Origin of the sequence: Phenylobacterium sp. (assembly GCF_031425575.1) — a bacterium.
In the GTDB taxonomy this organism is placed as follows: Bacteria; Pseudomonadota; Alphaproteobacteria; order Caulobacterales; family Caulobacteraceae; genus Phenylobacterium.
In genome coordinates this window covers 1-21,468 of sequence record NZ_JANPJP010000287.1, presented here as the reverse complement: position 1 = coordinate 21,468, position 21,468 = coordinate 1, and the positions used below count along the sequence as shown (strand labels likewise).

Here is a 21,468-nt window from a genome sequence, read left to right as displayed (position 1 = left end):
CCAGATGCGCCAGCTCCTCGAAGCGCCGTTGGTGCAGCAGCGCCCAACCGAGCGTTCCGCTTTCAGTCCGGATCAGGCTTTAAGCCCACACCCTTGAGCGCGGCCAGCTTGCGGGTTCCCGTCCTTCTTCAGAACAAATGTGGAACATTTGTCTCGACTCGTCCTGTTCACCGGCTCTAGGACTTCGGCCGGAGGACAACATGCGCGCCACCCAAGTCCGTGAGATCGAGCGCCGCACCGATCTGGCGGGCAAGACGGTCTACTTCATGATCAAGTCCGGCAGCCGCAGCCGCCAGCACCGCTTCTTCGAGCCGCACGAGGTCCCGGAGTTCATCGGCGAGAGCGCGCTGTGTGAGATCGAGCGGGGCGGTGGGGGGTACTGGAAGGTGCTTCGGGTAGTGGTGACGTAGGAATTGCTGGTCAGGCACTTGCCGTCGGAACAAAAGCACTTCACGTAACCAGGTTATTCAAATGGCTTGCGTGGCAATTCGGCTTCACTGACTGGGGTGTCCCGGGTCAGTAGGGAGTGCGAGCCGCGCGCCCGTTGGGACGCTGGTATGACTTCGATTTCGGACACCTCCGCGACAGTTCTACGTGACATGCGCCGTCAGACCTATCGGCTGGGATCAAACTATGTGCTCCACGCCGCAAGGGTGGTCGCCCAGGCGATAGACCGCGACGTGATCAAGGCACTGATCTTCCTGTCGATCTCGAGAGCGAATGTGAGCGCCTTCGCCACAACGGCCGAGGCCGTGACTGCGTTCGGCGGTTTGAGCGAAGTTCCGCCCGACGACGTCCGCGTGCCGGTCACCGTTTATCGTGTCGCGCGCGAGCTGGGCCTCCCCTACGAAACCACGCGACGACACGTTGCGAACCTCAAGGCGACTGGACTGTGCGTCTTGATTGACGGTGGATTGGTCGTGCCGCGCGCCGTCCTCCAAGGTCCAGGATTTCTTCGGGCCATTGAGGAGAACGCTGCCCTGACCACGAACCTGGTGGTGCAGTTGGAGAGGTTTGGCGTCACCTCCAATGTGTGCAGCAGCGCGCCAGCTCGCGACGTCAGTCGGCAGACCATGCGGCTCTCAGTGGAATACTTCCTGGACGCGGTTTGCCTGATGGCCAGGGTCATGGAGCTTGACTTCGTAGACGTGCTCTTGCTGCGGGCGACTTCGTTGGCGAATGTGGATCGATTGGTTCATGACCCCATCCTCGGGGCTCAGTTTGGCGGCTTGGCCGACATACCATCGGACGGCCACCGGACCCCTGTAAGCGTCATCGCCATCGCGAAGTTCATGCTCATGCCTTACGAGACCGCTCGCCGCCGCATGAACCGGTTGGTCAGTCTGGGCGTCATGGAGCGATGGGTGCATGGCGGCTTCGTGGTGCCGGAAGCTGTCGTAATCAGACCCAACGTGATTGCTGGCACGGCGGAGTTCGCCACCCTGACCGAGGAGTTCCTGACGAGTTTGTCGAGGATCGGTGTCTCACCCCGCGAGGGCTTACCAGCGGCGCCAGGACATCGCCTCTTCGCGCCAGACCGGCTCGTCGAGCGATAGCGTTTCAGGGACTGGGGACGGACGCCGCTGACGGTCGCCTCGGCCAATATAGAGGTGTGCGAGCCAGGCTCAGCCATCGCGCCGCTAAATATTGCAATACTCAAGCTGTCAAAGCGCCTAGCTTCACCATGCTGAATTGTTAAGGCAAGCCACGAGGAGTGACCGGGGTGAAGATTTCGAAACTGGCGGCCGTGATAATTGGCCTTAGCGCCGCTTCCTGGAGCATTGAGGCGCAGGCGCATTCCTGCAAAGGGCTCAAGTCAGCCCATTGTTCATGTACCGCGACCTTGGGCGTCACCGGAGCCCTGCTGGCAAGCAAGACAGATCATAATAGTTGCTACAATCAGCAAGCCAACATGGGACATCTTAGCAACTGCATGCAGAATTGCTCCACCGCGTTGGGCTATCTCCAGCCCGCCGCGGACGCCGCCCTGAAAGCTGCCAAGATCTGCGGCTCTCAGACCGTCGTGATGAAGTTCTCAGCCGGCACGAACCTACCGACGCCTTGGTCCTCACAACAACGGATCGGCTGCTCCGCCCCTCCCGGGTCTTCGGGTGGAAAAAGCGCCGGAACGAGCCCCATTGTGGGTGGCGTGCTGGATTCGGCGAAGGGCGCCATTGTTGAGGGCGTGAAGAAGTAGCCCCCGGCGGCGGGATGGTTAATCTATTGTTCGCGCTGAGCCGATAACGATGGTACCCGAGCGCGCGGAGGGTTGGCGATGCAAAATACAGACGAGAGCGCCAACTACGTCGAGGCGCTCCTTAGCGCAGCCACCGAGCCGACCGATATGAGGACTCGTAGCCAGCTAATTGGCGAGGCCGCAGCCACCAGGATGGCTATCCTCGACGAAGTCGCCGCCGAACCGTCCGTTCCGGCCTTGGAGGACGTCATGGAAGACTTGGGCCCACCTGGCGCTGTCTAGCTAACCTCTGTCGGAGACGTGTTAAGTGGGCTGTCTCCCTCAGTGGCTACTCGCATCCGACGCCATCTCCATCACGATCTAGGTGTGGACCATATCCCCGATCGCCTCGGCGAACGGGCGCTGCTCCCGCTGCGCGCGCTGCTGTGCAGTTCGCAAAGGCACCGCCGCTGTTTGACCGCACCGCCTTTGCCGGGCTGCCACCAGAACCGTACGCCGGTCGGGATGTCTGCGGAGCGCCCCGGTGGCAGTGATACCCTCCGTTCTTCCTGTCATTGTGACAGCCCTCTGCATTCAGGCCGCCGCCGTGAGCAAGCACCGGTGTCGAAACAAAAATGATGATCAGCGACAGAGCCGCTGTTCCACATATGCGATGCATAATGCCCCTCACCCAAGGATGAGCAGGGCGCGGTCTACCTGCCCATGGGCGAAGTCTTGGACGCGATGGCCCTGGTGGCGGGCATGATGATGGCCACCCATCCAGACGCCAAAACCCCGTCCAGGCTCCGCGAAATGTGCAGCGAGCACGCCAAGAATCTTGCCGAACGCACCCGTCAGGGGATCGCAAACCCGGAAGCCGCGAGGATCTTCGACGCCGTTCTCACCGATGGCGACAGGTTCAACTGATGACCGTCGGCGCGAACGACAATGCCCCCCTCGCGGCCCCTGGGTCGGCCTCCGCCCGGATGATCGAGGCGGCGCGGCGGAGCGCGGACGAGGCCGTAAGGCAGACGAACCCGCTCACCCAGAAGGCGCTGATCCGTTGCGCGGCGAGATACATCGAGGGGGCAGTTCAGCAGCTGGGGTTCGAGAGGCTGCCCAGGTGAGCCGCTCCATGTCCAAGGCTGCACTGGCGCGCACTCTCGCGGCTCTCGACCAGCGCGGCCTTGTGGCGGCCTCGATCACGATCAAGCCCGGCGGAGAGGTCGAGATCATCCCAGCCGCCAAACCCGCCGACGGGTTGACCCCGCCCGCACGCCTCGGCGTAGTGGACGACCTAGACAGCTGGCGGGAGAAGCAGCGTGGCCGTCGTGCGCCTTAAGGGCCTGAACTCGAAGTCGCGGATTCTCGCGGACGGCTCGCGCGTGACCTATTGGTGGGCGTGGAAGGGCGGCCCACGCCTGCCTGGGAAGCCGGGCGAGCCCGAGTTCATGGCCGCCTACAACGACGCCGTGGCCGCGCGGAAGGCCAAGCCCGACGAACAGAACCTCGCCAGCCTGGTGCGCCGCTATCGCGCCTCGCCGGAGTTCAACAAGAACGCCGATACCACGAAGGCCGAGTGGCGCCGTTGGCTGGATCGGATTGAGGCCGACGCGGCTGACCTCGATATTGGCGGCCTGCCGCTGAAGGCGCTGGACGACCGCCGCGTGCGCGCCGACCTCCTGGCCTGGCGCGATCAATGGGCAGACCGCCCACGTTCCGCCGACTACGCCGTCCAGGTCCTGTCTCGCGTCCTGGCCTTCGGAATGGACCGGGGCCTGCTGGCGCTCAACGCCGCCGCCGGCGTCGGGCAACTCTACGAGAGTGACCGCGCGGACCAGATATGGACGGCCGAGGAGTTGGCCGCCTACGCCAAGGCCGCCGTGACGCCGCAGCACCGGCATATCGTGGCTCTGGCCTGCCTCACCGGCTTCCGGCGCAGCGACTTGACCCGCCTTTGCTGGAGCCACATCAGCGACGTTGCCATCGTCATGCCCACCGGCAAGAGCCGCGGTCGCAAGACTCAGGTGATCCCGCTGCTGAAGGAGACGCGCGAGCTCCTGGCGGATATCCGCGCCGACCAGCTTGCCCGCCATGCGGCGCTCCACGCGAAGCCTCGCAAGGCCAGACGGCCTGACGAGTACCGCCCGGCACCGCCCGAACCCACGACTGTCCTGACCAACACCCGAGGCCTGCCCTGGACGGCCTCAGGCCTGGAGGGCGCGGTGATCGACACCAAGACCCTCGCCGGCGTCGACAAGCACCTGCATGACGCACGCGGGACCTTCGGCACGCGCCTGCGCAAGGCGGGCCTCTCTGCCTCAGAGATCGCCGACGTGATCGGCTGGGATGAAGAGCGCGTGGAGCGGCTTCTAGCCGCCTATGTGGACCGCGACGCCATCGTCCGCGACCTCGCCGAGCGCATCCGGAAGCGCGAATCGGAGGGGTGAAGCCGGAACAAAACTCCCGACTATTTCCCGACTGCCCGAGACCCGTCCCGAAAGTGGACGCTAAGTCTTTGAATTTATGGAGCGGGCGATGGGATTCGAACCCACGACATTCAGCTTGGGAAGCTGACGCTCTACCCCTGAGCTACGCCCGCGAAGGCCTTATCGGGTAAGGCTTGCAGTGGGGGTTCTCTAGCGGGTCTCCGGAGCCCACTCAAGCGCCTAACCGGTGATGACCCATTCGGCGACATAGGCCTGGGCCTTGCGGGCGAGGCCGGGGGGGCCCGAGAAGTAGAATTCGCTGCCGAACATTGTGCGCTGTTCGCGCCAGGCCAAGGGGCCGGTGTCCTCGGTCTGCAGTATCGCCCGCAGGCGGTCGCGCTTTGCGGTGGGTACGAAGGCGATGTAGGTCGCGTCGGACATGGCGGGTTTTCCTGGTCCCTCACGTTCCAGGAAACCGCGAGTCGAACTTAAATATGGTTAACGCGATCAACAGCTTGGCTGTGGCGACCCGCCGCAGTGTGCGGACGATCTAGGCCTCGAATGTGGCCGGGGTGGGGAGGTCGGAGGCGCAGGCGAGCTCCCTCAGCCCTCCTCGCCGCTCAACACGCCCGCCACCGCCAGGATGGCTGCTGCGCCGACCACGACGACGGAGTAGACGAGGAAATCCTCGAAGGCCTCGGCGTCGCGGTAGAAGACCGTGTGGTTTCTGAAGGCGACATAGGCAAACCCGCCGAGAACCACCCCCTCGAATGCCAACGCATACTTGAGCCAGCTCCAAAGGATCCGCTTGACCACGGACGGCTCAGGTCTGGTCAACCGTTCGCCGTCCAGCGCTGGAAGTGCTTGGAGAGTTTCAGGCCTTGGCGCTGGTAGTGGCTGCCCTGGTCGCCATAGAGGCGCGAGGGCTTGGCGGTGAGGGGCTCATAGACCAGGCGAGCGACGGTCTGGCCGTCCTCCAGCAGGAAGGGGGTCTCGTGGCTGCGGACCTCCAGCACCCCCTTGGAGCCCACGCCCTGCGCCTCCTCGGTCCCGAAGCCGGGATCGAAGAAGCCGGCATAGTGGACGCGGAACTCGCCCACCGACGGGTCGATGGGGGTCATCTCGGCGGCTTGCAGCACCGGGATCTCGATCGCCTCCTTGGAGGCCAGGATGTAGAATTCGCCCGGATCCAGCAGCAGTTCGCCGTTCTGCGGGATCAGCGGCTCCCAGAAGTTGCGCGGGTCGTGTCCGTCGACATTGTCCATGTCGATGACGCCGGCGTGGCGGCGCGCGCGGAAGCCCGCGACGCCGTCCGACAGGTCGACCCCGACGCTCTTGGTGAGCAGTTTCGGCGGGGCGCCGCGCTTCAGGCGCAGCTGGTTCAGCCGGGTGCCGGCGCGCACCAGGATGGAGAAAGTCTGGGGCGCGATCTCGATATAGGTGGGGCCGTCATAGCCTTCGATTACGTCGTCGAAGGCCGGCTGGTTGTCCGACAGCAGGCGCACGAAGACATCGACGCGCCCGGTGGAGCTCTTGGGATTGGCGCGGGCCGAGACGCCGGGGGGCAGGTGCAGGCGCTCCTGCAACTCGGCGATATAGACGCAGCCTTTCTCCAGGACCGCGCCCTTGGAGAGATCCAGTTCATGCATGGCCACGTCGGCGATGCGGCTCGCCACCGTGCGGCCCAGGCGGGGCAGGAAGCTCGCCCGCACCCGCCAGCAGCGGGCGGCCAGGCGCAGGTCGAGGCTGGCGGGCTGCACCTGATCGGCGTCGAAGGGCGTCGCCGAGGCGATAGCGCCCTGGGCGATCAGGTCATCGATGGATTGGCAGGGGAGAATCCCCGCGCGGGTCGCGTCGGTCATCGGCGGGACACTCGCCGGGAGGGGCTGGATTGGCAAGTGCGGCGTGTTGGCGGTTTGAACATCCAGCGTCACCCTCGGGCTTGTCCCGAGGACCCATGATCTCCGCCTCTCCGCAGAGGACGCGAACGTCACCGCCGAGAGCGCCCGGCGCCACAGCGTCCATGGATCCTCGGGACAGCCTGAGGATGACGGTCAGGCAGGCGGGGGCTGGGGTCTCTCCTCCCCCGCCCCCGCTCGCCTTAGTGCTTGCGTCCGACCTTGGCGGCGATCTCGGCCAGCATGGCGATGGCGGCGCCCACCCCGAACAGGGCGAGCGCCTCACCGAAGTTGGCCGCCGGGCGCAGCACCGCCGGAACCCAGCTTTGCAGATGGTCCGACAGAGCCAGGATCACGAGGTTCAGCGCGCCGAAGAAGGTCAGGATCAGGCTGAAGACCCGGATCGCGAAATTGACCGGCATGGCGCCCTTAGTAGCTCTTGGCGGGACGCTTGGCGGCGATCTCGGCCAGCAGATAGATCATGGCGCCGAGACCGAGCAGGCTCACCGACTGGGCGAATCCTTCCACCAGCATCAGCTGTTTCGGAATGGAAGCCAGGACCGAGGCCGGCAGGAAGCCGATGGCGACGTTGAGCAGGCCCAGCACAACCAGGATCAGGCCGAGAAGGCGAAACAGCATATTGAGCGGCATTAGGTGGTGTCCTCCCTGTAGTTAAGCTGAGGTTGCCGTGTTTTTGGGCAAGTCGGAAGCCGATTCAGCCAGACGGCGAACGGTGAAGCTTGACCCCGGCGCGCGCCGTGAGGTTCATGCCGCCTCCCTGAAGGCTTTCGCAGGAAAACTGGATTCCGGTTTGGCGCGCGAAGGCGCTTTCTGCGGACGTCTTTATAGGAGCGCCCCATGGCCGAAGATCCGAACACCTGGCAGCAAGAGACCAAGCTGGTGCGCGGCGGCATGGCCCGCTCCCCGTACGGCGAAATCTCCGAGGCCCTCTTCCTGACGCAGAGCTTTTCGTACGAAAGCGCCAGCGCGGCCGACAAGCGCTTCTCCGGCGAGGAGCCAGGCTTCATCTACCAGCGCTTCGGCAACCCCACGACCCAGATGTTCGAGGACCGCCTAGCGCTGCTGGAAGGCGCCGAGCAGTGCCGCGCCACCGCTTCGGGCATGGCTGCGGTGCATGTGGCCCTGCAGGGCCTGGTGCGGGCCGGCGACCACATCGTGGCCGGCCGAGCGCTGTTCGGATCCTGCCGCTGGATCCTGTCGGAACTGATGCCCCGCTACGGGGTGGAGGTGACCTTCGTCGACGCCACCGACATCGAGGCCTGGAAGAACGCCGTGCGGCCCAACACCAAGGCCTTCCTGGTGGAGACGCCCGCCAATCCGCTGCTGGAGGTGACCGCCATCGGGGCCGTCGCCGACGTGGCCCATGCGGCCGGCGCCAAACTGGTGGTGGACAATGTCTTCGCCACCCCGCTCTTCCAGAAGCCCCTGGCGCTGGGCGCCGACATCGTCGTCTATTCGGCCACCAAGCATATCGACGGCCAAGGCCGGGTGCTGGGGGGCGCGATCCTCGGCGGCGCCGAACTGATGACCGAAAGTTACAAGGACCTCCTGCGCCACACCGGGCCGGCGCTTTCGCCGTTCAATTCCTGGGTGCTGGTCAAGGCCCTGGAGACCCTGGAGCTGCGGGTCACCCGCCAGACGGAGAACGCCGCCAAGGTGGCCGACGCCATCGGCGCGCACGCCAAATGCCGGCGGGTGATCTATCCCGGCCGCCCCGACCACCCCCAGGCCGCCATCATCGCCAACCAGATGTCGGGCGGCGGCAGCGTGGTGGCCTTCGACCTGGGCAGCCGCGAGGCCGCGTGGCGCTTCCTCGATACGCTCGCCATCGTCGACATCTCCAACAACCTCGGCGACGCCAAGTCGATGGCGACCCACCCGTCCACCACGACCCACCGTTCCATGCCGGAGGCTGAGCGCCTTAGCATTGGCCTGACCGAGGGCTGGGTGCGGATGAGCGTGGGGCTGGAGGGGTCGGGGGACTTGATCCGCGACGTCGAGCGGGCGCTGGACGCGGCTTAGAGGTGTCCTTCTCCCCTTGCGGGAGAAGGTGTCAGCGTAGCTGACGGATGAGGGGTCGCACTCCCCTCTCCGTTCAGTCCGCAAGGCTTGGCCGACAAGTCTGTCGCCCCCTCATCCGACCGGTCTCCGACCGGCCACCTTCTCCCGCAAGGGGAGAAGGACGATCACCTACGCCTCCGCCGTCAGCCGGGCAGGGTCCACCGAATAGGTGCTGGAGCAGTACTCGCAGGTGACCTTGATCAGGCCGTCGTCCTCCACCATGTCGGCGCGCTCCTCGGGCGAGAACGAGGTCAGAACGCTCTCGATGCGGTCCTGGGAGCAGCGGCAGAAGGCCTTCAGCGGCTTAGCCTCGAAGACCCGCACGCCGTCTTCGTGGAACAGGCGGAACAGCAGGGTTTCGGCCGAGATGGTGGGGTCGATCAGTTCGTCCTCGCCAATGGTCTCGAAGAAGGCCTGGGTGCGGACCCAGGCCTCCGCCGTCGGCCCGCGGTTCTCGTCCTCTGCGATGTTCTGGATCAGCATGCCCCCGGCCCGCCAGCGCAGGCCGTCGCCCAGATCAGCCTGACCCACAGCCAGCCGCACCCGCGTGGGGGTCTGTTCCGACTGGGCGAAGTACTGCTCGGCGCACAGGGCCAGGGTCTCGCCCTCGATGGTGGTGATGCCCTGGTAGCGGTCCATGTCGGCGCCCTGATCGACGGTCATGATGAAGACCCCCTCGCCCAGAAGCGTCTTGGCGCCCGGCCGCACGAAACCCTGAGCCGCCTTGGCCACGGCGTCGGGGTCATAGCGGCAATAGCCGCGCAGGGCGCCGTCGGTGTCGTAGTCCACCACGACGTAGCGGACCGGGCCGTCGCCCTGGGCCTGGACGATGAGCCGGCCGTCGAACTTCAGGTTGGAGCCCACGAGGGCGGCGAGCGCGCAGGCTTCGCCCAGCAGGTTGGCGACGGGTTCGGGATAGTCGTGGGCGGCCAGGATCTCGTCCACGGCGGCGCCCAGCCTGGCCAGGCGGCCGCGCACGGGCTCACCCTCGATCTGGAAGGGGGCGACGAGATCGTCGGGGGCGGCGTTGGTGTCGATGCTCATGGGGCGGCCATATAGGGAAAGGCCGACCGTTTTGCGAGCCTTGCCGCGTTGGGTGCCGACAACCAACCGTCAACAGGTGTTGACAAGTGCTGGCCGTCAACTATTGTTGACGCATGATCGACGCGAACGCCTTGCCCTCCCCGGACGACCCCGAGCAGGCCCTGGCCGCGGTGGTCGCCCTGCGCCGCCTGGCCGATAGCCTGGAGCGCCGGGCGGTCATCTCGGCCGTGGATCAAGGCTGGTCGTGGACCATGATCGCCCAGGCCCTGGGGGTCTCGAAACAGGCCGCCCACAGGCGCCTGAAGGACACCATTCCCCAAACCCGCTCATCCTAGGAGCCCCGATGTTCGCCGCCCTCCAACGACGCCTCAAGGACATGGGCACGCTCAAGTCCCTCTGCCTGCAAGCCGAAGCCCATGCGCTCGCCGACCACCAGCGCCAGCCCGGCGCCGAGCACTTCCTGCTGGCCGCCCTCGACCTGCCGGACGGCGCCGCCGGGCGGGCCTTCGCCCGGCTGCACGCCGACCCCGCCGGCCTGAGGCGCGCCATCACCCAGCAATATGGCGAGGCGCTCGCCTCCGTCGGCCTCGATCCGGCGCACGCCGACAGCGTCGAGCCGCCGGCCAAGCCGACGCGCCTCTATGACGCCGCCGCATCCGGGCAGGCGGTGTTGAAGGCCCTGGCGGCCCGGAAGCAAAGGACTCCCTTGCTCAGTGGCGATGTGGTCGCCGTGATCGCGGAGATGCAGCAGGGCGTCGCACCCCGCTCGCTGCGCGCCATGGGGGTCGATCCCGCCGCCCTGAAATCGGCGGCTCTGGCCGAGGTCAGCGCCTATCAGGCGGGCCGTTGACGCAGCCCTCGGGACTCAGATCTTCCCGAAGCACCAGGCCAGGATCGACTTCTGGGCGTGGATGCGGTTCTCCGCCTCATCCCAGGCCAGGGAGCGGGGACCGTCAAGCACCTCAGCCGTCACCTCCTCGCCCCGGTGGGCGGGCAGGTCGTGCATGAAGACGGCGCCGGGATTCGCCTTCTCCATCAGGGCTTCGGTGACCTGATAGGGGCCGAGCGCGGCGAGGCGGTCATCGCGGTCGGTGTCGCCCATGGAGACCCACGTGTCGGTGATCACGCAGTCGGCGCCGGTGACGGCCTCGAGCGGATTGTCGCTCACCTCGATCCGGCCCTGCAGCTCGGCGGCGCGAGCCAGGTCCACGCGGTCGGGATGGTACCTGGCGGGGCTGGCGATCTTCAGCTTGAACCCGAACACGGGGGCTGCGTGGATGAAGGTCGAGCAGACGTTGTTGCCATCCCCGATCCAGGCCAGCGTTTTACCTTCAACAGAGCCGCAGCGCTCCTCGAAGGCCAGCAGGTCGGCCAGGATCTGGCAAGGGTGGCTCTTGTCCGACAGGCCGTTGATGAGCGGCACGGTGGCGACCTCCGCGAAGGTCTCCAGGTCGGCGTGGCGGTTGGCGCGGATCATCACGGCGTCGACCATGCGCGAGAGCACCATGGCGGTGTCCTCGATGGTCTCGCCGCGGCCCAGCTGCATGTCGTTGGCGGTGGAGATGATCACATCGCCCCCGAGCTGGCGCATGGCCGCGTCGAAAGAGAAGCGGGTGCGGGTGGAGTTCTTCTCGAAGATCATGGCCAGGGTCCGCTCGGTGCCTGGCGCGTCGGCGTCGATGCGGCCTTGCGTCCAGCCCTTGCGCGCGGCCTTGCGGGCCCTGGCGTCATTGAGGATCACGCGCAGGTCGGCGGGAGGTATCCGCCAGAGGTCGAGGAAGTGTCTGACTTGGGTCATTGGGGATCCCCCAAATCCCGCTCACCCCGGCGAAGGCCGGGGCCCAGGTTCATCCTGAGAGCGAGAAGTCCTAATCTGGGTCCCGGCCTTCGCCGGGATGAGCGGAGTTAATCAGGCTGCGGCTTTCGCCTGGGTTCGCGCCGCTTCGCAGGACGCTTCCAGTTTCGAGATCGCTTCCTGGGCTTCTTCCAGGGTCAGCGTCAGCGGCGGCAGCAGGCGTACGCAGTTGTCGCCGCCGCCGGCGATCAGCATGTGCTGGTCGCGGGCATGCTGCATGAACTCGCGGTTGGGGGTCTTCAGCTTGATGCCGATCAGCAGGCCCTTGCCACGGATATCCTCCACCACGTCGGGGAAGCGTTCCTGCAGGCCCGAGAGCTGCTGGACGAAATAGCCTGCGACCTCCCGGACGTGGGCCAGGAGCTCGGGGCTGTTGAGCTCCTCCATGGCCGCCAGGCCCACGGCCATGGCCAGGGGGTTGCCCCCGTAGGTGGAGCCGTGGCTGCCAACGGTCATCCCGCGGCCGGCCTCGGCCGTGGCCAGGCAGGCGCCGACCGGGAAGCCCCCGCCGAGCGCCTTGGCCACCGCCATAATGTCGGGGGCCGCATCGCCGGCCCATTCGTGGGCGAACAGCTTGCCAGTCCGGCCCAGGCCGCACTGGATTTCGTCATAGATCAGCAGGATGCCGTGCTCGTCGCACAACTGGCGCAAGCCGCGCATGCAGACCTCGGGCAGGGCGCGGGCGCCGCCTTCCCCCTGCACGGGCTCGATCAGAATGGCCGCCGTGGTGGGGCCGATGGCCGCCTTCAACGCCTCATGGTCGCCGTAGGGCAGTTGGACGAAGCCCGGCATGGGCGGGCCGAAGCCCTCCAGGTAGGCCTTGTTGCCCGAGGCGTTCACGGCGGCCAGCGTGCGGCCGTGGAAAGAGCCGTCGAAGCCGATGATGTCGATGCGCTCAGGGGCGCCCTTGGCCCAGTGATACTTGCGCGCCGTCTTGATGGCGCACTCGATGGCCTCGGCGCCGGAGTTGGTGAAGAACACCTCGTCGGCGAAGGTGGCGTCGGTCAGCACCTTGGCGAGCTTTTCCTGGCCGGGGATCGTGAAGATGTTGGACACGTGCCAGAGCTTCTCGGCCTGGTCCTTCACCGCCGCCACCAGCTTGGGATTGGCGTGGCCGAGCGCGTTGACGGCGATGCCCGCCATGCAGTCGAGATAGGCCTCACCATCGGTGGTGAAAAGTCGCGCGCCCTCGCCTCGCTCGAACGCCAGCGGGGTGCGGTTGTACACGCCCATGATGTGATCGCTGGGGACGGGCGCGGCTTGCGTCGCGGTCTTTTCAGTCACTGGGGATACCTCCCAAAAGAGAAGCGTCCCCGGCGCGTGGCGGCGGGGACAGGAGGCTCGACGTTTTCGTCTTCGAACCCCGCTCTGTCAATATTCTTGGGCGACGACCGGTGTGTGACGCGCTCAGGTCTTGAGCTTGTAGCCGGTCTCGAACATCCACAGGCAGATGCAGCTGAAGGCGATCACCAGGCCGGCGGTCATGCCCACGCCGGCGATCAGCGAGCCCTCGGCGTGGCCAATGAACCCGTAGCGGAAGCCGTCGATCAAATAGAAGAACGGGTTGTAGTGGCTGGCCGAGCGGAAGGGCTCGGGCAGGCGCTCCACCAGGTAGAAGGTGCCCGACAGGAAGGTCATGGGCATGATGATGAAGTTGGTCACCGCCGACATGTGGTCGAACTTCTCCGACCAGAGACCGGCCATGACGCCCAGCAGGCCCAGGATCAGCGAGGCGCCGACGCCGAAATAGAGGATCGCCCAGAGGTGGGTGACCGGCAGGTCGGCGAAGGGCAGGACGGCCAGCCAGGTGACCGCGCCCACCACGATGCCGCGGGTGGCGGCGCCGAGCGCGAAGCCGGCCACATGTTCCAGGGGCGTCAGGGGTGGGGTGAGGAAGTCGCCGGTCAGGCCGTTCATCTTGGCTTGCAGCAGGCTGGAGGACGCATTGGCGAAGGCGTTGTTGAGGATCTGCATCATGATCAGGCCGGGCGCCACGAAGGTGGCGAACTCCACCCCGTGGACGGGAGCCCGCGCCCCCTGGGCGGCCACCACGAAGACCATCATGTACAGCAGGGCGGTGACCACCGGGGCGGCCAGGGTCTGCATCCCCACCTTCCAGAACCGGCGGATCTCGCGGAGATAGAGGGTGCGCAAGCCCGCCCAGTTGACCCCGTGATAGCCCCGGGGCTCGGGCGGCATAACGGCTGCGGCGTCGGGCATATCCTTCATGGGCGCTCATGTGCGCCCAGGCCGCGCGAAGCGCAAGGGTGCGGCCTTCCGACGCTATATGTGGTTCCTGTGGATGAAGACAGGGGCGCCTATTGTGGGTCTTAAGGATCTGTTTACGATATCTGGTAGTTGGTGATGTCGTGAGTAGCGCGCTGCCACAACATATTGATCCTGGGTCTGCCGCGCGGGGCTGATGGAACCAGGACACGCGGAGCAAGACCATGGGTTGGACAGACGAACGCGTCGAAAATCTCAAGAAGCTCTGGCAGGACGGCCTGTCCGCCAGCCAGATCGCCAAGCAGCTTGGCGGCGTCACACGCAACGCGGTGATCGGCAAGGTGCACCGGCTGGGCCTGTCGGGCCGCGCCACCCCCTCCAAGCCCGCCCGCCCGGTCTTCAAGGCCCCGCGTCCGCAACGCGCCGTGGCCCAGCCCGCCGCCCCGCGCCGCATCGCCGAGCCCCTGGTGGCCCAGGCGCCCGTGCCGGCCCCGGTCCGCTATATCGACGAGGCCCCCGGCTCGGCCACCGTGCTGACTCTCGGCGCCCACATGTGCAAGTGGCCGATCGGCGATCCCTCCACCGACGGCTTCACCTTCTGCGGCCGCCGCCAGGATGACGGCCCCTATTGCGCCGAACACGCCCGGGTCGCCTATCAGCCGGCCCAGGCCAAGAAGCGCTCAGGCCCCAACGAACTGGCCCGTTCGCTGCGCCGGTACATCTAGTTTACCGCCTGGACAGCGGGCGAGGGTTTGGGTTTCGACCCGGCCCTCGCTAATCTCATTCCATGACCGATGTCCTGGCAGAGTCGACCGACTCCAACGCCAAAGCCTATTCTGTCTCAGAACTGGCGTTCGCCCTGAAGCGCACGCTTGAGGACGCCTACGGCTTTGTCCGCCTGCGCGCCGAGCTCTCGAAGGTCACCTTCCACGGCAACGGCCACGTTTATCTGACCCTGAAGGACGAGCGCGCCGCCATAGACGGGGTGGTCTGGAAGGGCTCGGTGAAGAACCTGTCGGTCCGGCCCGAACAGGGGCTTGAGGTGATCGTCACCGGAAAGATCACCACCTACCCCGCCGGCTCCCGCTACCAGATCGTCATCGAGACCATGGAGGCCGCAGGGGTCGGCGCCTTGCTGGCCCAGCTGGAGCGGCTGAAGGCCAGACTCCAGACCGAGGGGCTGTTCGAGACCTCGCGCAAACGCCCCCTGCCCGCCATGCCGATGGTGGTGGGCGTGATCACCAGCCCGACCGGGGCGGTGATCCGCGACATCCTGCACCGCATCCGCGACCGCTGGCCCTGCCGGGTGATCGTCTGGCCCTGCGTGGTCCAGGGGGACGCCGCCGCCGCCCAGGTGAGCAACGCCATCCAGCGGTTCAACGCCCTGCCCCCGGACGGTCCCGTGCCGCGCCCCGACGTGCTGATCGTGGCGCGCGGCGGCGGGTCGGTGGAGGACCTCTGGGCCTTCAACGACGAGGGCCTGGCCCGGGTGGTGGCCGCCGGGACGATCCCACTGATCTCGGCGGTGGGCCACGAGACCGACACCACCCTGATCGACTTCGTCTCCGACCGCCGCGCCCCGACGCCGACGGCGGCCGCCGAGATGGCCACGCCCGTCCTGGCCGAGCTGCGCGCCGCCACCCTTGATCTGACGTCGCGCCTGCACCGCCAGGGTGGCCGCATCGTCGAGGACCGCCGGCAGCGGGTGGCCAACGCCGACCGGGCGCTCGCCCGCGTGCCTGACCTGGTGGAGATGGCCGCCCAGCGCTTCAACCTGGCCGCCAGCCGCCTGGCCGCCGCGCTCAATCGCAACATCGCCATCCACGACAACCAGCTGATCCGCACCGCCTCGCGCCTGACGCCCGGCCTGCTGCAGCGCCCGCAGCAGGTCCGCGCCGAGCGGCTGGCCGGGGCCGCGTCGCGGCTGGCGGCTGGGCTCACGCGCAATGTCGCGGTCCACCGCACTGAACTTGGCCGCCTCACCGCACGCCTGGTCCCTGCCCTTTTGCAGCGGCCGCAGGACCAGCAGGCCCAGGCGCTGGCGCGAACGTCGGTCCGCCTCCGTCCGGCCCTCACGCGGGGCCTGGAGCGGATGACCGAGCGGCTGGCCTACCAGGCCAAGCTGCTGGCGCCCCTCGACCCCAAGGCCCCGCCTCGCCGGGGCTTCGCCAAGGTGATCCGGGCCGATGGGTCCCTGGCCCTGGACGGCGCATCCCTGCGCAGCGGCGAGGGGGTGAGCCTGGTCTTCGCCGACACCACCCGCGAGGCCACTATTGACGGGACGCCGACCGCCGCGCCCGATCCGCAGCCGGCGCCTGCGCGCTCGGTCCGCCCGACCAAGCCGACTTCGACACCTTCCGCGCAGGGCGATCTGTTCTGAGGCGGCGGCCTCGTTTAGGATGGCGCCCATGAACGCCCATGACCTATCCGGATCCACCGCCGACCTGGCTGTCGTCCACTATGGCGACGGCGAGTTCGTCGTCCTGAAGCCGGGCCGCTATGTGGTCTGCGCCGTCTCCGGGGTGAAGGTGCCGCTGGAGGCCCTACGCTACTGGAGCGCCCCCCTGCAGGAAGCCTATGCCGGCCCCGCTGAGAGCCTGGCCCGCTGGCAGGCGACCAACCGCTGAACCGGCGTGGCGCCCTTCTAGGTCTCGGGGCGATCGGCCTCTGGACCCCGGCGCGCGCGGCGCCGCCCGGCCTGTCGCTGACCGGCCGCTACCAACAGGGCGGCTTCGCCATCGGCCGCACCAGCCCCCGCGCCCGAGTCTTCGTGAACGGGGCGGATGAGGGCCTGGCCTCGGAGGCCGGCTACTTTGTCGTCGGCTTCGACCGCGACGCCGGGCCCCAGGCGATCATCCGGGTGGTGAACAGCGAAGGCGAGGCCAGCCACATCGCCCAGATCGCGCCCGGCGACTTCGACATCCAGCGGATCGGCGGCCTGGCCAGCAACCAGGTCAATCCGACGGGCGAAGCCCTGCTGGCTCGCATCAGGGCGCAGGCCGGTCGCAAGGCCCAGGGCTTCGCCAGCCGCGCCGACCTGGACGGGTTCAAGACCGGCTTCATCGCGCCCCTGGCCAAGTACCGGATCAGCGGCCGGTTCGGCGGCCAGCGCATCCTTAACGGCGAACCCCGCACGCCCCACTACGGCGCCGACCTCGCCGCCCCCACCGGCGCCTCGATCCGCGCGCCGGCGGCCGGCCTCGTGGCCTTCGCCGAGACCGGTATGCACTTCGAGGGCGGCCTGACCATGATCGACCATGGCCAGGGCCTGATCAGCCTCTACCTGCACCAGTCCCGCGTGGATGTCCGGCGTGGCGAGATGGTGAGCCAGGGCCAGGTGATCGGGGCCGTGGGCAAGGAGGGCCGGGCGACAGGCCCCCACCTCTGCTGGCGCATGAAGTGGCACGGACGCAACCTGGACCCCACCCTGATGGTGGGGGCGAGGACGCCGGCCTAGAGCGCCGAGATCCAGTCACACACAACGTCGATCGCGCTCGGATCGAGGCTGGTCTCGATCTCCCGATACTCGGATGGCGCGCCGGTTACCGCCGGCTGCAGCAGGTGATTGAGGCCGGGAAGGGTCACCACCGTCGCCGCGGGATTGGCCGCCCTCAGCGCCGCCGCGTGCGCCCGGGGCGGGGTCTGAAGGTCCTTCTCCGCCAGCAGCACGAGAGCCGGGCAGGTCAAGCCGCGCAGCCCGGCCGTGTGGTCGTGGGTGGCCCAATAGCGCTGCCAGGGCTTGGCGGCGATGGCGGCCCGCAGCTCCAGGCGCTCTGCCGGGTAGGCCGCGGCGGCTAGGATCTCCCGGGCCCGTGCGAGGGTCTGTTCGGGCGTGGGCGCCCTGGAGGCCTCGGCGAGCGCGCGGACGAAGCCGACCGTGCGGTCGAAGTCGCGAGGCACGCCGCCCACCAGGCGGGCTGCGTTGAACATCTCGGTTTCAAGGATGTCCTCGTCGGGGAGGGCCGTGGGGGTCATCATCACGCAGAAGGCGATATGCGGATCGGCGGCGGCGAGGTCAGCCGAGATGTGGCCGCCTTCGCTGTGGCCCAGCAGGCCCACTGCGCCGATGTCGGACCGGGTCCTCAGGAAGGCGATGGCGGCCGCCAGGTCAGCGGCGAAGTCCCCGGTGCTGGCGGTGTCGAAGACGCCCTCCGAAGCGCCCACGCCGCGCTTGTCATAGCGCAGGGTGGCCAAGCCACGGCGGGTCAGGTGGTCGGCCCAGAGCGCCATGGGCCTGTGGCCAGCCACCGTCTGGTCGCGGTCCACCTCGCCGAACCAGCAGGAAAGGACGATGACGCGGGGCCGGCCGAGACCCGGCGGGCGCGTCAGGGTTCCCGATCGCTTCGAGCCGTCGGCGCCGGTGAAACTGATCGCCTCCACCTCATACGGAAAGGGCGGTGTGAGCGTCTGCGGACGGACCGAGTGGGAGACAGGCAGCGCCACCCCGGGAGCGAGGCTGACCGGGAAATCCACGCTGTTGTGCAAGCAGGTCCCCTCGAGCCGATCGCCGACCGGACGCAGGACGAACGCCAAGTCTACAGGAAGGAGTTCGAAGCCGACCCCATCGCCGTCGCGGCGCAGCGCCAGAGGGTCGACGGCGCCCGACCGTCGATTCATCCATACGGTGTCGCCCTCGAACCGGAGGCCGAGCTTCACCTTCGCCTGGCCGGTGTCGAGGACGCCGTGCCAGTCACCTGAGATATCTGGGGTCATGGCCGGAAAATCGGCGAGGTCCGGGCGGCCTGGCAAAGCACATTAGCTTGGCTTGATCTGGCCCCCGCCGCCTGCCACCGTGGCACGGTCAAGAGGCTGAGAAGCCATCGCTCCCGCTCACTTGCGGCTGCGCTTGTAGACCTCGTTGGGCCAGCGCTTGTGGACCCAGAACCACTCGGTGGGCCGGTCGCGGATGCGGTCCTCGATGAAGGCGTTCACCTTCCCCACTCCGGCGGCGATATCCGCGTTACGGTTTCCGGTGTTCGCCAGGTGGATCAGGTCGTGGACCACCACCTTGAAGCGGGCCTTGTGGGTGCGCTGCACCGACATGGGCTGCAGCGGAATGCCAAAGCGCAGGGCGAAGCTGGAGGGGCCCGGCGCGGTGTAGCAGGTGACCCCGAACAGCGGCGCGGCTACTCCGCCATTGAACTTCTGGTCGTTCATCAGGGCCACGCACTCGCCCCGTCCCAGGGCGCGGATCAGTTCACGGGCGCTCTCGGTCCCCTTCGGGGCGAACAGCCGCACGCCATAGCGGAAGCGGCTGCGGCGGAAGCTCTCGTCCACATGAGGGTTGTTCATCGCCCGATAGGTGATCTGGCAGGTGATCCCGGCATGGACGATGGCGGCGGGCATCACCTCCATCGAGGAGAAGTGGCCCGAGATGAACACGACCGATTCCCCGCTGTCGGCGATCTGCCTCAGCCGCGCGGCGTTCACCACCTCGACCCGGGTCGGGTCATTGATGATCTTGTCGAGGATGGGGAATTCCAGGGCCACCCGTCCGGCCTCGGCCCAGCTCTCGTGGGTCAGGCGGACGATCTCCGCCTCGTCGGCCTGGGGAAAGGCGATGCGCAGGTTGGTCTGCACGACCCTGTGGGTGCTGGTGAGCGGCCCCAGGCGCTGGAACAGCCAGGCCCCGAAGTCCGACACCGCATCGATGGGGAACAGCCGCGCCAGGCCTGTGACCAGGTCGTAGGCCAGGGCCTCGAGCCGCCACACGACGTGCTGGGCCAGGGAGGGTCGTGTCTCCGCCATGGCCTCTCCTAACCGCAGCCCCCCAGTCGTGCAACGCGAGCCGGAGTCTCCTGGCGCGCGACTTGCCCATTTCAGGCCAGACCGTCTCGCTTTGGGACGGGCGCCAACAGATACGAAGAAGGGGGCGGTGCAACCCATGGGTAACGACATCGACGTTCATCTCGGTAAGCGCCTTCGCCGGCGCCGCCGTCTTCTGGGTCTGACCCAGCAGCAACTGGCCGGCGCCTGCGGCGTGCGGTTCCAGCAGATCCAGAAGTACGAATGCGGCGCCAACCGCATCTCGGCCGCGCGCCTCTGGCAGCTCTCCGAAGCCCTGGAAGTGCCGGTCGGCTACTTCTATGACGGCCTTTCGGAACTGGCCCAGCGCGAGCCGGCCAACGAAGCCGACGGCGGAGGCGAGATGTTCGCCCGCAAGGAAACCCTCGACCTGATCCGCGCCTACTACCAGCTGGGTGAGCGTCCGCGCCGCCGGCTGCTGGACCTCGCCAAGTCGCTCAACGGCGAACACGAGGCCGTCTAAAGCCCCCGCTTTGCGTATCTGGGGGGATATCGGAAGCGCGAGCGGCGGGATAAAGCGGGTGCATGCTCGCTCCCGACCGTCTCGCTGCTCTCGACAGCTTCCTGATCGAACTGAACCGCGCCTCCGCCGAGGTCATCGCCCCGCTGTTCCGGGCCGATCACGGCCTGGAGGACAAGGGCACGGCCACCTGGTTCGATCCCGTCACCGCCGCCGACAAGGGCGCGGAGGCGGCGATCCGCAAGCTGATCACCGAGCGCTACCCAGAACACGGGGTGATCGGTGAGGAGTATGGCGAGGACCGCCCGGAGGCGGAGTTTGTTTGGGTCTTAGATCCGGTGGATGGGACCAGGGCGTTCATCGCCGGCCTGCCGGTCTGGACCACCCTGATCGGGTTGCGGCACGAAGGCCGCCCGGTGCTGGGCTCAATCGGCCAGCCCTATATCGGTGAGCTCTATATCGGCCACACCGGGGGCTCGCGCCTGATCGCGCGGGGAACCGAAAAGGTGCTGCGGGTGCGCGCCTGCCCCAAGCTGACCGACGCCATCATCGCCACCACCGACCCCGAGGGCTGCTTCAGCGGCGCAGAGCTGGGCGCCTGGACCCAGGTGCGGGCGGCGGCCAAGCTCGCCCGGCTGGGCTGCGACGCCTATGCCTACGCCATGGTGGCGGCCGGCACGATGGACATGGTCATCGAGGCCGGCCTGAAATCCTGGGACATCGAGAGCGCCATCCCACTGATTGAAGGGGCCGGCGGCCTGGTCACCGACTGGCGCGGGAACCCGGTCGGCCAGCAGGGCGGCCAGATGGTCATGGCCGGCGACCGGGCCTGCCTCGACGAGGCCCTGGTCGCGCTGAGGCGGTCAGCGAACTAACTAGCATCCGCACATCCCGGCGAAGGCCGGGACCCAGGTCGTAGAGCAATGCGTCTGCGGAGAGACTTCCAGACCCTTCTCCGGATGCTCAGAGCCTTGGGATCTGGGCCCCGGCCTTCGCAAGGGTGAGCGGTAAAGGGGATCAGCTCTTCTTAGGTGCGGCCTTCGGGGCGGCAGCCTTCTTGGCCGTCGCGGGCTTCTTGGCGGCTGCGGGCTTGGCGGCCGGCGTGGCTGCAGCCTTCGGCGCGGGCTTGGCGGCGGCGGGCTTGGCCGGGGCCTTGGCGGCGGGCTTCGGAGCCGGCGCCTTCTCGGGGGCTTTGGCCGCAGCGGCCTTCGGAGCGGGCTTGGCGGCGGCGGGCGTCGCGGCCGGCTTGGGCGCAGCCTTGGGGGCGGCGGCCTTGGCGGGCGCCTTCACAGCCGTGGGCTTGGCGGCGGCCTTCGGAGCCGCGGCCTTGGCCGGAGCCTTGGCGGCAGGTTTCGCGGCCGCCTTCGGCGCAGCGGCCTTGGCGGGCGCCGCGGCCTTCGCGGCAGGCTTCTTGGCCGCGGGCTTGGCGGCGGCCTTCGGAGCCACCGCGGGCTTGGGCGCAGCCGCCGGCGCGGCCGGCTTCGGCGCGGCCG

At 67.7% G+C, this 21,468-nt stretch carries 28 protein-coding genes and 1 tRNA gene; 15 read left to right on the top strand and 14 right to left on the bottom strand.

Annotated elements, in window-relative coordinates:
- Window positions 1-200: 200 nt before the first annotated feature.
- The 3 genes from RMO97_RS16135 to RMO97_RS16125 all read left to right on the top strand — a co-directional run bounded on the left by RMO97_RS16135 (window position 201) and on the right by RMO97_RS16125 (window position 2,197).
- Window positions 201-410, top strand: coding sequence for a hypothetical protein (locus RMO97_RS16135; protein ID WP_310542050.1), 210 nt, complete (start codon window positions 201-203; stop codon window positions 408-410).
- 147 nt (window positions 411-557) lie between these two features.
- Window positions 558-1,556, top strand: coding sequence for a hypothetical protein (locus RMO97_RS16130; protein WP_310542049.1), 999 nt, complete (start codon window positions 558-560; stop codon window positions 1,554-1,556).
- Between the two features lie 167 nt (window positions 1,557-1,723).
- Window positions 1,724-2,197 (top strand): hypothetical protein, encoded by a 474-nt coding sequence (locus RMO97_RS16125; RefSeq protein ID WP_310542048.1) that lies wholly within the window; start codon window positions 1,724-1,726, stop codon window positions 2,195-2,197.
- Window positions 2,198-2,525: 328 nt separating this feature from the next.
- On the opposite strand, the gene RMO97_RS21595 is transcribed toward RMO97_RS16125, so the two are convergent.
- Window positions 2,526-2,855, bottom strand: coding sequence for an excalibur calcium-binding domain-containing protein (locus tag RMO97_RS21595; RefSeq protein WP_409035327.1), 330 nt, complete (start codon window positions 2,853-2,855; stop codon window positions 2,526-2,528).
- 44 nt (window positions 2,856-2,899) lie between these two features.
- Here RMO97_RS21595 and RMO97_RS16120 point away from each other — a divergent pair, with 44 nt between their 5' ends.
- From RMO97_RS16120 to RMO97_RS16110, 3 genes are all read left to right on the top strand, one after another.
- Window positions 2,900-3,103, top strand: coding sequence for a hypothetical protein (locus RMO97_RS16120; RefSeq protein ID WP_310542047.1), 204 nt, complete (start codon window positions 2,900-2,902; stop codon window positions 3,101-3,103).
- A gap of 208 nt (window positions 3,104-3,311) precedes the next feature.
- Window positions 3,312-3,518 (top strand): hypothetical protein, encoded by a 207-nt coding sequence (locus tag RMO97_RS16115; RefSeq protein ID WP_310542046.1) that lies wholly within the window; start codon window positions 3,312-3,314, stop codon window positions 3,516-3,518.
- A complete protein-coding gene (locus RMO97_RS16110) occupies window positions 3,499-4,626 on the top strand; it encodes a site-specific integrase (protein ID WP_310542045.1) in 1,128 nt (375 codons plus the stop codon). The genes RMO97_RS16115 and RMO97_RS16110 overlap by 20 nt, the downstream gene beginning before the upstream one ends.
- Window positions 4,627-4,703: 77 nt before the next feature.
- Here RMO97_RS16110 and RMO97_RS16105 read toward each other — a convergent pair.
- The 6 genes from RMO97_RS16105 to RMO97_RS16080 all read right to left on the bottom strand — a co-directional run bounded on the left by RMO97_RS16105 (window position 4,704) and on the right by RMO97_RS16080 (window position 7,154).
- Window positions 4,704-4,778, bottom strand: a tRNA-Gly gene (locus RMO97_RS16105).
- Window positions 4,779-4,845: 67 nt separating this feature from the next.
- Window positions 4,846-5,046, bottom strand: coding sequence for a hypothetical protein (locus RMO97_RS16100; protein ID WP_310542044.1), 201 nt, complete (start codon window positions 5,044-5,046; stop codon window positions 4,846-4,848).
- Window positions 5,047-5,208: 162 nt separating this feature from the next.
- Window positions 5,209-5,421, bottom strand: coding sequence for a hypothetical protein (locus tag RMO97_RS16095; protein WP_310542043.1), 213 nt, complete (start codon window positions 5,419-5,421; stop codon window positions 5,209-5,211).
- Window positions 5,422-5,438: 17 nt separating this feature from the next.
- Window positions 5,439-6,467 carry a 2'-deoxycytidine 5'-triphosphate deaminase gene (locus RMO97_RS16090; RefSeq protein WP_310542042.1) on the bottom strand — a complete coding sequence of 343 codons (1,029 nt, stop codon included), beginning with the start codon at window positions 6,465-6,467 and terminating at the stop codon, window positions 5,439-5,441.
- A 239-nt stretch (window positions 6,468-6,706) separates the two neighbouring features.
- The gene (locus tag RMO97_RS16085) at window positions 6,707-6,925 is read right to left on the bottom strand and encodes a hypothetical protein (RefSeq protein WP_310542041.1); all 219 of its coding nucleotides are present in this window, start codon (window positions 6,923-6,925) and stop codon (window positions 6,707-6,709) included.
- Between the two features lie 7 nt (window positions 6,926-6,932).
- On the bottom strand, window positions 6,933-7,154 hold the full coding sequence (locus tag RMO97_RS16080; RefSeq protein WP_304780946.1) for a hypothetical protein: 222 nt from the start codon (window positions 7,152-7,154) through the stop codon (window positions 6,933-6,935).
- Window positions 7,155-7,361: 207 nt separating this feature from the next.
- On the opposite strand from RMO97_RS16080, the gene metZ reads away from it, so the two are divergent.
- Window positions 7,362-8,546, top strand: a complete 1,185-nt coding sequence (gene metZ / locus RMO97_RS16075; protein ID WP_310542040.1) for an O-succinylhomoserine sulfhydrylase — start codon at window positions 7,362-7,364, stop codon at window positions 8,544-8,546.
- Window positions 8,547-8,714: 168 nt separating this feature from the next.
- Here the strand turns inward: metZ and RMO97_RS16070 are convergent, their stop codons facing one another.
- Window positions 8,715-9,629 carry an Hsp33 family molecular chaperone gene (locus tag RMO97_RS16070; protein ID WP_310542039.1) on the bottom strand — a complete coding sequence of 305 codons (915 nt, stop codon included), beginning with the start codon at window positions 9,627-9,629 and terminating at the stop codon, window positions 8,715-8,717.
- Window positions 9,630-9,742: 113 nt separating this feature from the next.
- On the opposite strand from RMO97_RS16070, the gene RMO97_RS16065 reads away from it, so the two are divergent.
- Window positions 9,743-9,964, top strand: coding sequence for a helix-turn-helix domain-containing protein (locus RMO97_RS16065; RefSeq protein WP_310542038.1), 222 nt, complete (start codon window positions 9,743-9,745; stop codon window positions 9,962-9,964).
- A gap of 8 nt (window positions 9,965-9,972) precedes the next feature.
- Window positions 9,973-10,479 (top strand): Clp protease N-terminal domain-containing protein, encoded by a 507-nt coding sequence (locus RMO97_RS16060; RefSeq protein ID WP_310542037.1) that lies wholly within the window; start codon window positions 9,973-9,975, stop codon window positions 10,477-10,479.
- A gap of 15 nt (window positions 10,480-10,494) precedes the next feature.
- Here RMO97_RS16060 and argF read toward each other — a convergent pair whose 3' ends face one another.
- The 3 genes from argF to RMO97_RS16045 form a co-directional block, all read right to left on the bottom strand.
- The gene (argF, locus tag RMO97_RS16055) at window positions 10,495-11,427 is read right to left on the bottom strand and encodes an ornithine carbamoyltransferase (protein ID WP_310542036.1); all 933 of its coding nucleotides are present in this window, start codon (window positions 11,425-11,427) and stop codon (window positions 10,495-10,497) included.
- 111 nt (window positions 11,428-11,538) lie between these two features.
- Window positions 11,539-12,717 carry an aspartate aminotransferase family protein gene (locus tag RMO97_RS16050; RefSeq protein WP_310542051.1) on the bottom strand — a complete coding sequence of 393 codons (1,179 nt, stop codon included), beginning with the start codon at window positions 12,715-12,717 and terminating at the stop codon, window positions 11,539-11,541.
- Between the two features lie 174 nt (window positions 12,718-12,891).
- Window positions 12,892-13,713 carry an ABC transporter permease gene (locus RMO97_RS16045; protein WP_310542035.1) on the bottom strand — a complete coding sequence of 274 codons (822 nt, stop codon included), beginning with the start codon at window positions 13,711-13,713 and terminating at the stop codon, window positions 12,892-12,894.
- A gap of 221 nt (window positions 13,714-13,934) precedes the next feature.
- On the opposite strand from RMO97_RS16045, the gene RMO97_RS16040 reads away from it, so the two are divergent.
- The 4 genes from RMO97_RS16040 (at window position 13,935) to RMO97_RS16025 (ending at window position 17,167) form a co-directional block, all read left to right on the top strand.
- A complete protein-coding gene (locus RMO97_RS16040) occupies window positions 13,935-14,435 on the top strand; it encodes a GcrA family cell cycle regulator (protein WP_215342376.1) in 501 nt (166 codons plus the stop codon).
- Window positions 14,436-14,497: 62 nt separating this feature from the next.
- Window positions 14,498-16,090 carry an exodeoxyribonuclease VII large subunit gene (gene xseA / locus RMO97_RS16035; protein ID WP_310542034.1) on the top strand — a complete coding sequence of 531 codons (1,593 nt, stop codon included), beginning with the start codon at window positions 14,498-14,500 and terminating at the stop codon, window positions 16,088-16,090.
- A gap of 28 nt (window positions 16,091-16,118) precedes the next feature.
- Window positions 16,119-16,337 (top strand): DUF2093 domain-containing protein, encoded by a 219-nt coding sequence (locus tag RMO97_RS16030; protein ID WP_215342380.1) that lies wholly within the window; start codon window positions 16,119-16,121, stop codon window positions 16,335-16,337.
- A 143-nt stretch (window positions 16,338-16,480) separates the two neighbouring features.
- Entirely contained in the window at window positions 16,481-17,167 is a 687-nt protein-coding gene (locus RMO97_RS16025) for a M23 family metallopeptidase (protein WP_310542033.1), read from the top strand.
- On the opposite strand, the gene RMO97_RS16020 is transcribed toward RMO97_RS16025, so the two are convergent.
- Together RMO97_RS16020 and RMO97_RS16015 are read right to left on the bottom strand one after the other, a co-directional pair.
- A complete protein-coding gene (locus RMO97_RS16020) occupies window positions 17,164-18,423 on the bottom strand; it encodes an alpha/beta hydrolase (RefSeq protein WP_310542032.1) in 1,260 nt (419 codons plus the stop codon). The genes RMO97_RS16025 and RMO97_RS16020 overlap by 4 nt on opposite strands.
- Window positions 18,424-18,540: 117 nt before the next feature.
- Complete coding sequence (locus RMO97_RS16015; protein WP_310542031.1) at window positions 18,541-19,458, bottom strand: lysophospholipid acyltransferase family protein; 918 nt, start codon at window positions 19,456-19,458, stop codon at window positions 18,541-18,543.
- A gap of 136 nt (window positions 19,459-19,594) precedes the next feature.
- On the opposite strand from RMO97_RS16015, the gene RMO97_RS16010 reads away from it, so the two are divergent.
- Together RMO97_RS16010 and hisN are read left to right on the top strand one after the other, a co-directional pair.
- On the top strand, window positions 19,595-19,978 hold the full coding sequence (locus RMO97_RS16010) for a helix-turn-helix domain-containing protein (protein ID WP_409035326.1): 384 nt from the start codon (window positions 19,595-19,597) through the stop codon (window positions 19,976-19,978).
- A 62-nt stretch (window positions 19,979-20,040) separates the two neighbouring features.
- Window positions 20,041-20,850 (top strand): histidinol-phosphatase, encoded by an 810-nt coding sequence (gene hisN / locus RMO97_RS16005; protein WP_310542029.1) that lies wholly within the window; start codon window positions 20,041-20,043, stop codon window positions 20,848-20,850.
- A 142-nt stretch (window positions 20,851-20,992) separates the two neighbouring features.
- Here the strand turns inward: hisN and RMO97_RS16000 are convergent.
- Window positions 20,993-21,468 (bottom strand): hypothetical protein (locus RMO97_RS16000; protein WP_310542028.1); only part of this gene is annotated, 476 nt, incomplete at its 5' end.

What these genes read in the sequence shown, in the direction of transcription:
- xseA (WP_310542034.1), top strand. Translation starts at nt 14,498, where the DNA reads ATGACCGATGTCCTGGCAGAGTCGACCGACTCCAACGCCAAAGCCTAT.
- RMO97_RS16020 (WP_310542032.1), bottom strand. Translation starts at nt 18,423, where the DNA reads ATGACCCCAGATATCTCAGGTGACTGGCACGGCGTCCTCGACACCGGC.
- RMO97_RS21595 (WP_409035327.1), bottom strand. Translation starts at nt 2,855, where the DNA reads ATGCATCGCATATGTGGAACAGCGGCTCTGTCGCTGATCATCATTTTT.
- RMO97_RS16085 (WP_310542041.1), bottom strand. Translation starts at nt 6,925, where the DNA reads ATGCCGGTCAATTTCGCGATCCGGGTCTTCAGCCTGATCCTGACCTTC.
- RMO97_RS16130 (WP_310542049.1), top strand. Translation starts at nt 558, where the DNA reads ATGACTTCGATTTCGGACACCTCCGCGACAGTTCTACGTGACATGCGC.
- RMO97_RS16015 (WP_310542031.1), bottom strand. Translation starts at nt 19,458, where the DNA reads ATGGCGGAGACACGACCCTCCCTGGCCCAGCACGTCGTGTGGCGGCTC.
- RMO97_RS16135 (WP_310542050.1), top strand. Translation starts at nt 201, where the DNA reads ATGCGCGCCACCCAAGTCCGTGAGATCGAGCGCCGCACCGATCTGGCG.
- RMO97_RS16030 (WP_215342380.1), top strand. Translation starts at nt 16,119, where the DNA reads ATGAACGCCCATGACCTATCCGGATCCACCGCCGACCTGGCTGTCGTC.
- RMO97_RS16115 (WP_310542046.1), top strand. Translation starts at nt 3,312, where the DNA reads ATGTCCAAGGCTGCACTGGCGCGCACTCTCGCGGCTCTCGACCAGCGC.
- RMO97_RS16050 (WP_310542051.1), bottom strand. Translation starts at nt 12,717, where the DNA reads ATGGGCGTGTACAACCGCACCCCGCTGGCGTTCGAGCGAGGCGAGGGC.
- RMO97_RS16090 (WP_310542042.1), bottom strand. Translation starts at nt 6,467, where the DNA reads ATGACCGACGCGACCCGCGCGGGGATTCTCCCCTGCCAATCCATCGAT.
- RMO97_RS16040 (WP_215342376.1), top strand. Translation starts at nt 13,935, where the DNA reads ATGGGTTGGACAGACGAACGCGTCGAAAATCTCAAGAAGCTCTGGCAG.
- argF (WP_310542036.1), bottom strand. Translation starts at nt 11,427, where the DNA reads ATGACCCAAGTCAGACACTTCCTCGACCTCTGGCGGATACCTCCCGCC.
- hisN (WP_310542029.1), top strand. Translation starts at nt 20,041, where the DNA reads ATGCTCGCTCCCGACCGTCTCGCTGCTCTCGACAGCTTCCTGATCGAA.
- RMO97_RS16100 (WP_310542044.1), bottom strand. Translation starts at nt 5,046, where the DNA reads ATGTCCGACGCGACCTACATCGCCTTCGTACCCACCGCAAAGCGCGAC.
- metZ (WP_310542040.1), top strand. Translation starts at nt 7,362, where the DNA reads ATGGCCGAAGATCCGAACACCTGGCAGCAAGAGACCAAGCTGGTGCGC.
- RMO97_RS16010 (WP_409035326.1), top strand. Translation starts at nt 19,595, where the DNA reads ATGGGTAACGACATCGACGTTCATCTCGGTAAGCGCCTTCGCCGGCGC.
- RMO97_RS16070 (WP_310542039.1), bottom strand. Translation starts at nt 9,629, where the DNA reads ATGAGCATCGACACCAACGCCGCCCCCGACGATCTCGTCGCCCCCTTC.
- RMO97_RS16060 (WP_310542037.1), top strand. Translation starts at nt 9,973, where the DNA reads ATGTTCGCCGCCCTCCAACGACGCCTCAAGGACATGGGCACGCTCAAG.
- RMO97_RS16065 (WP_310542038.1), top strand. Translation starts at nt 9,743, where the DNA reads ATGATCGACGCGAACGCCTTGCCCTCCCCGGACGACCCCGAGCAGGCC.
- RMO97_RS16045 (WP_310542035.1), bottom strand. Translation starts at nt 13,713, where the DNA reads ATGAAGGATATGCCCGACGCCGCAGCCGTTATGCCGCCCGAGCCCCGG.
- RMO97_RS16080 (WP_304780946.1), bottom strand. Translation starts at nt 7,154, where the DNA reads ATGCCGCTCAATATGCTGTTTCGCCTTCTCGGCCTGATCCTGGTTGTG.
- RMO97_RS16120 (WP_310542047.1), top strand. Translation starts at nt 2,900, where the DNA reads ATGGGCGAAGTCTTGGACGCGATGGCCCTGGTGGCGGGCATGATGATG.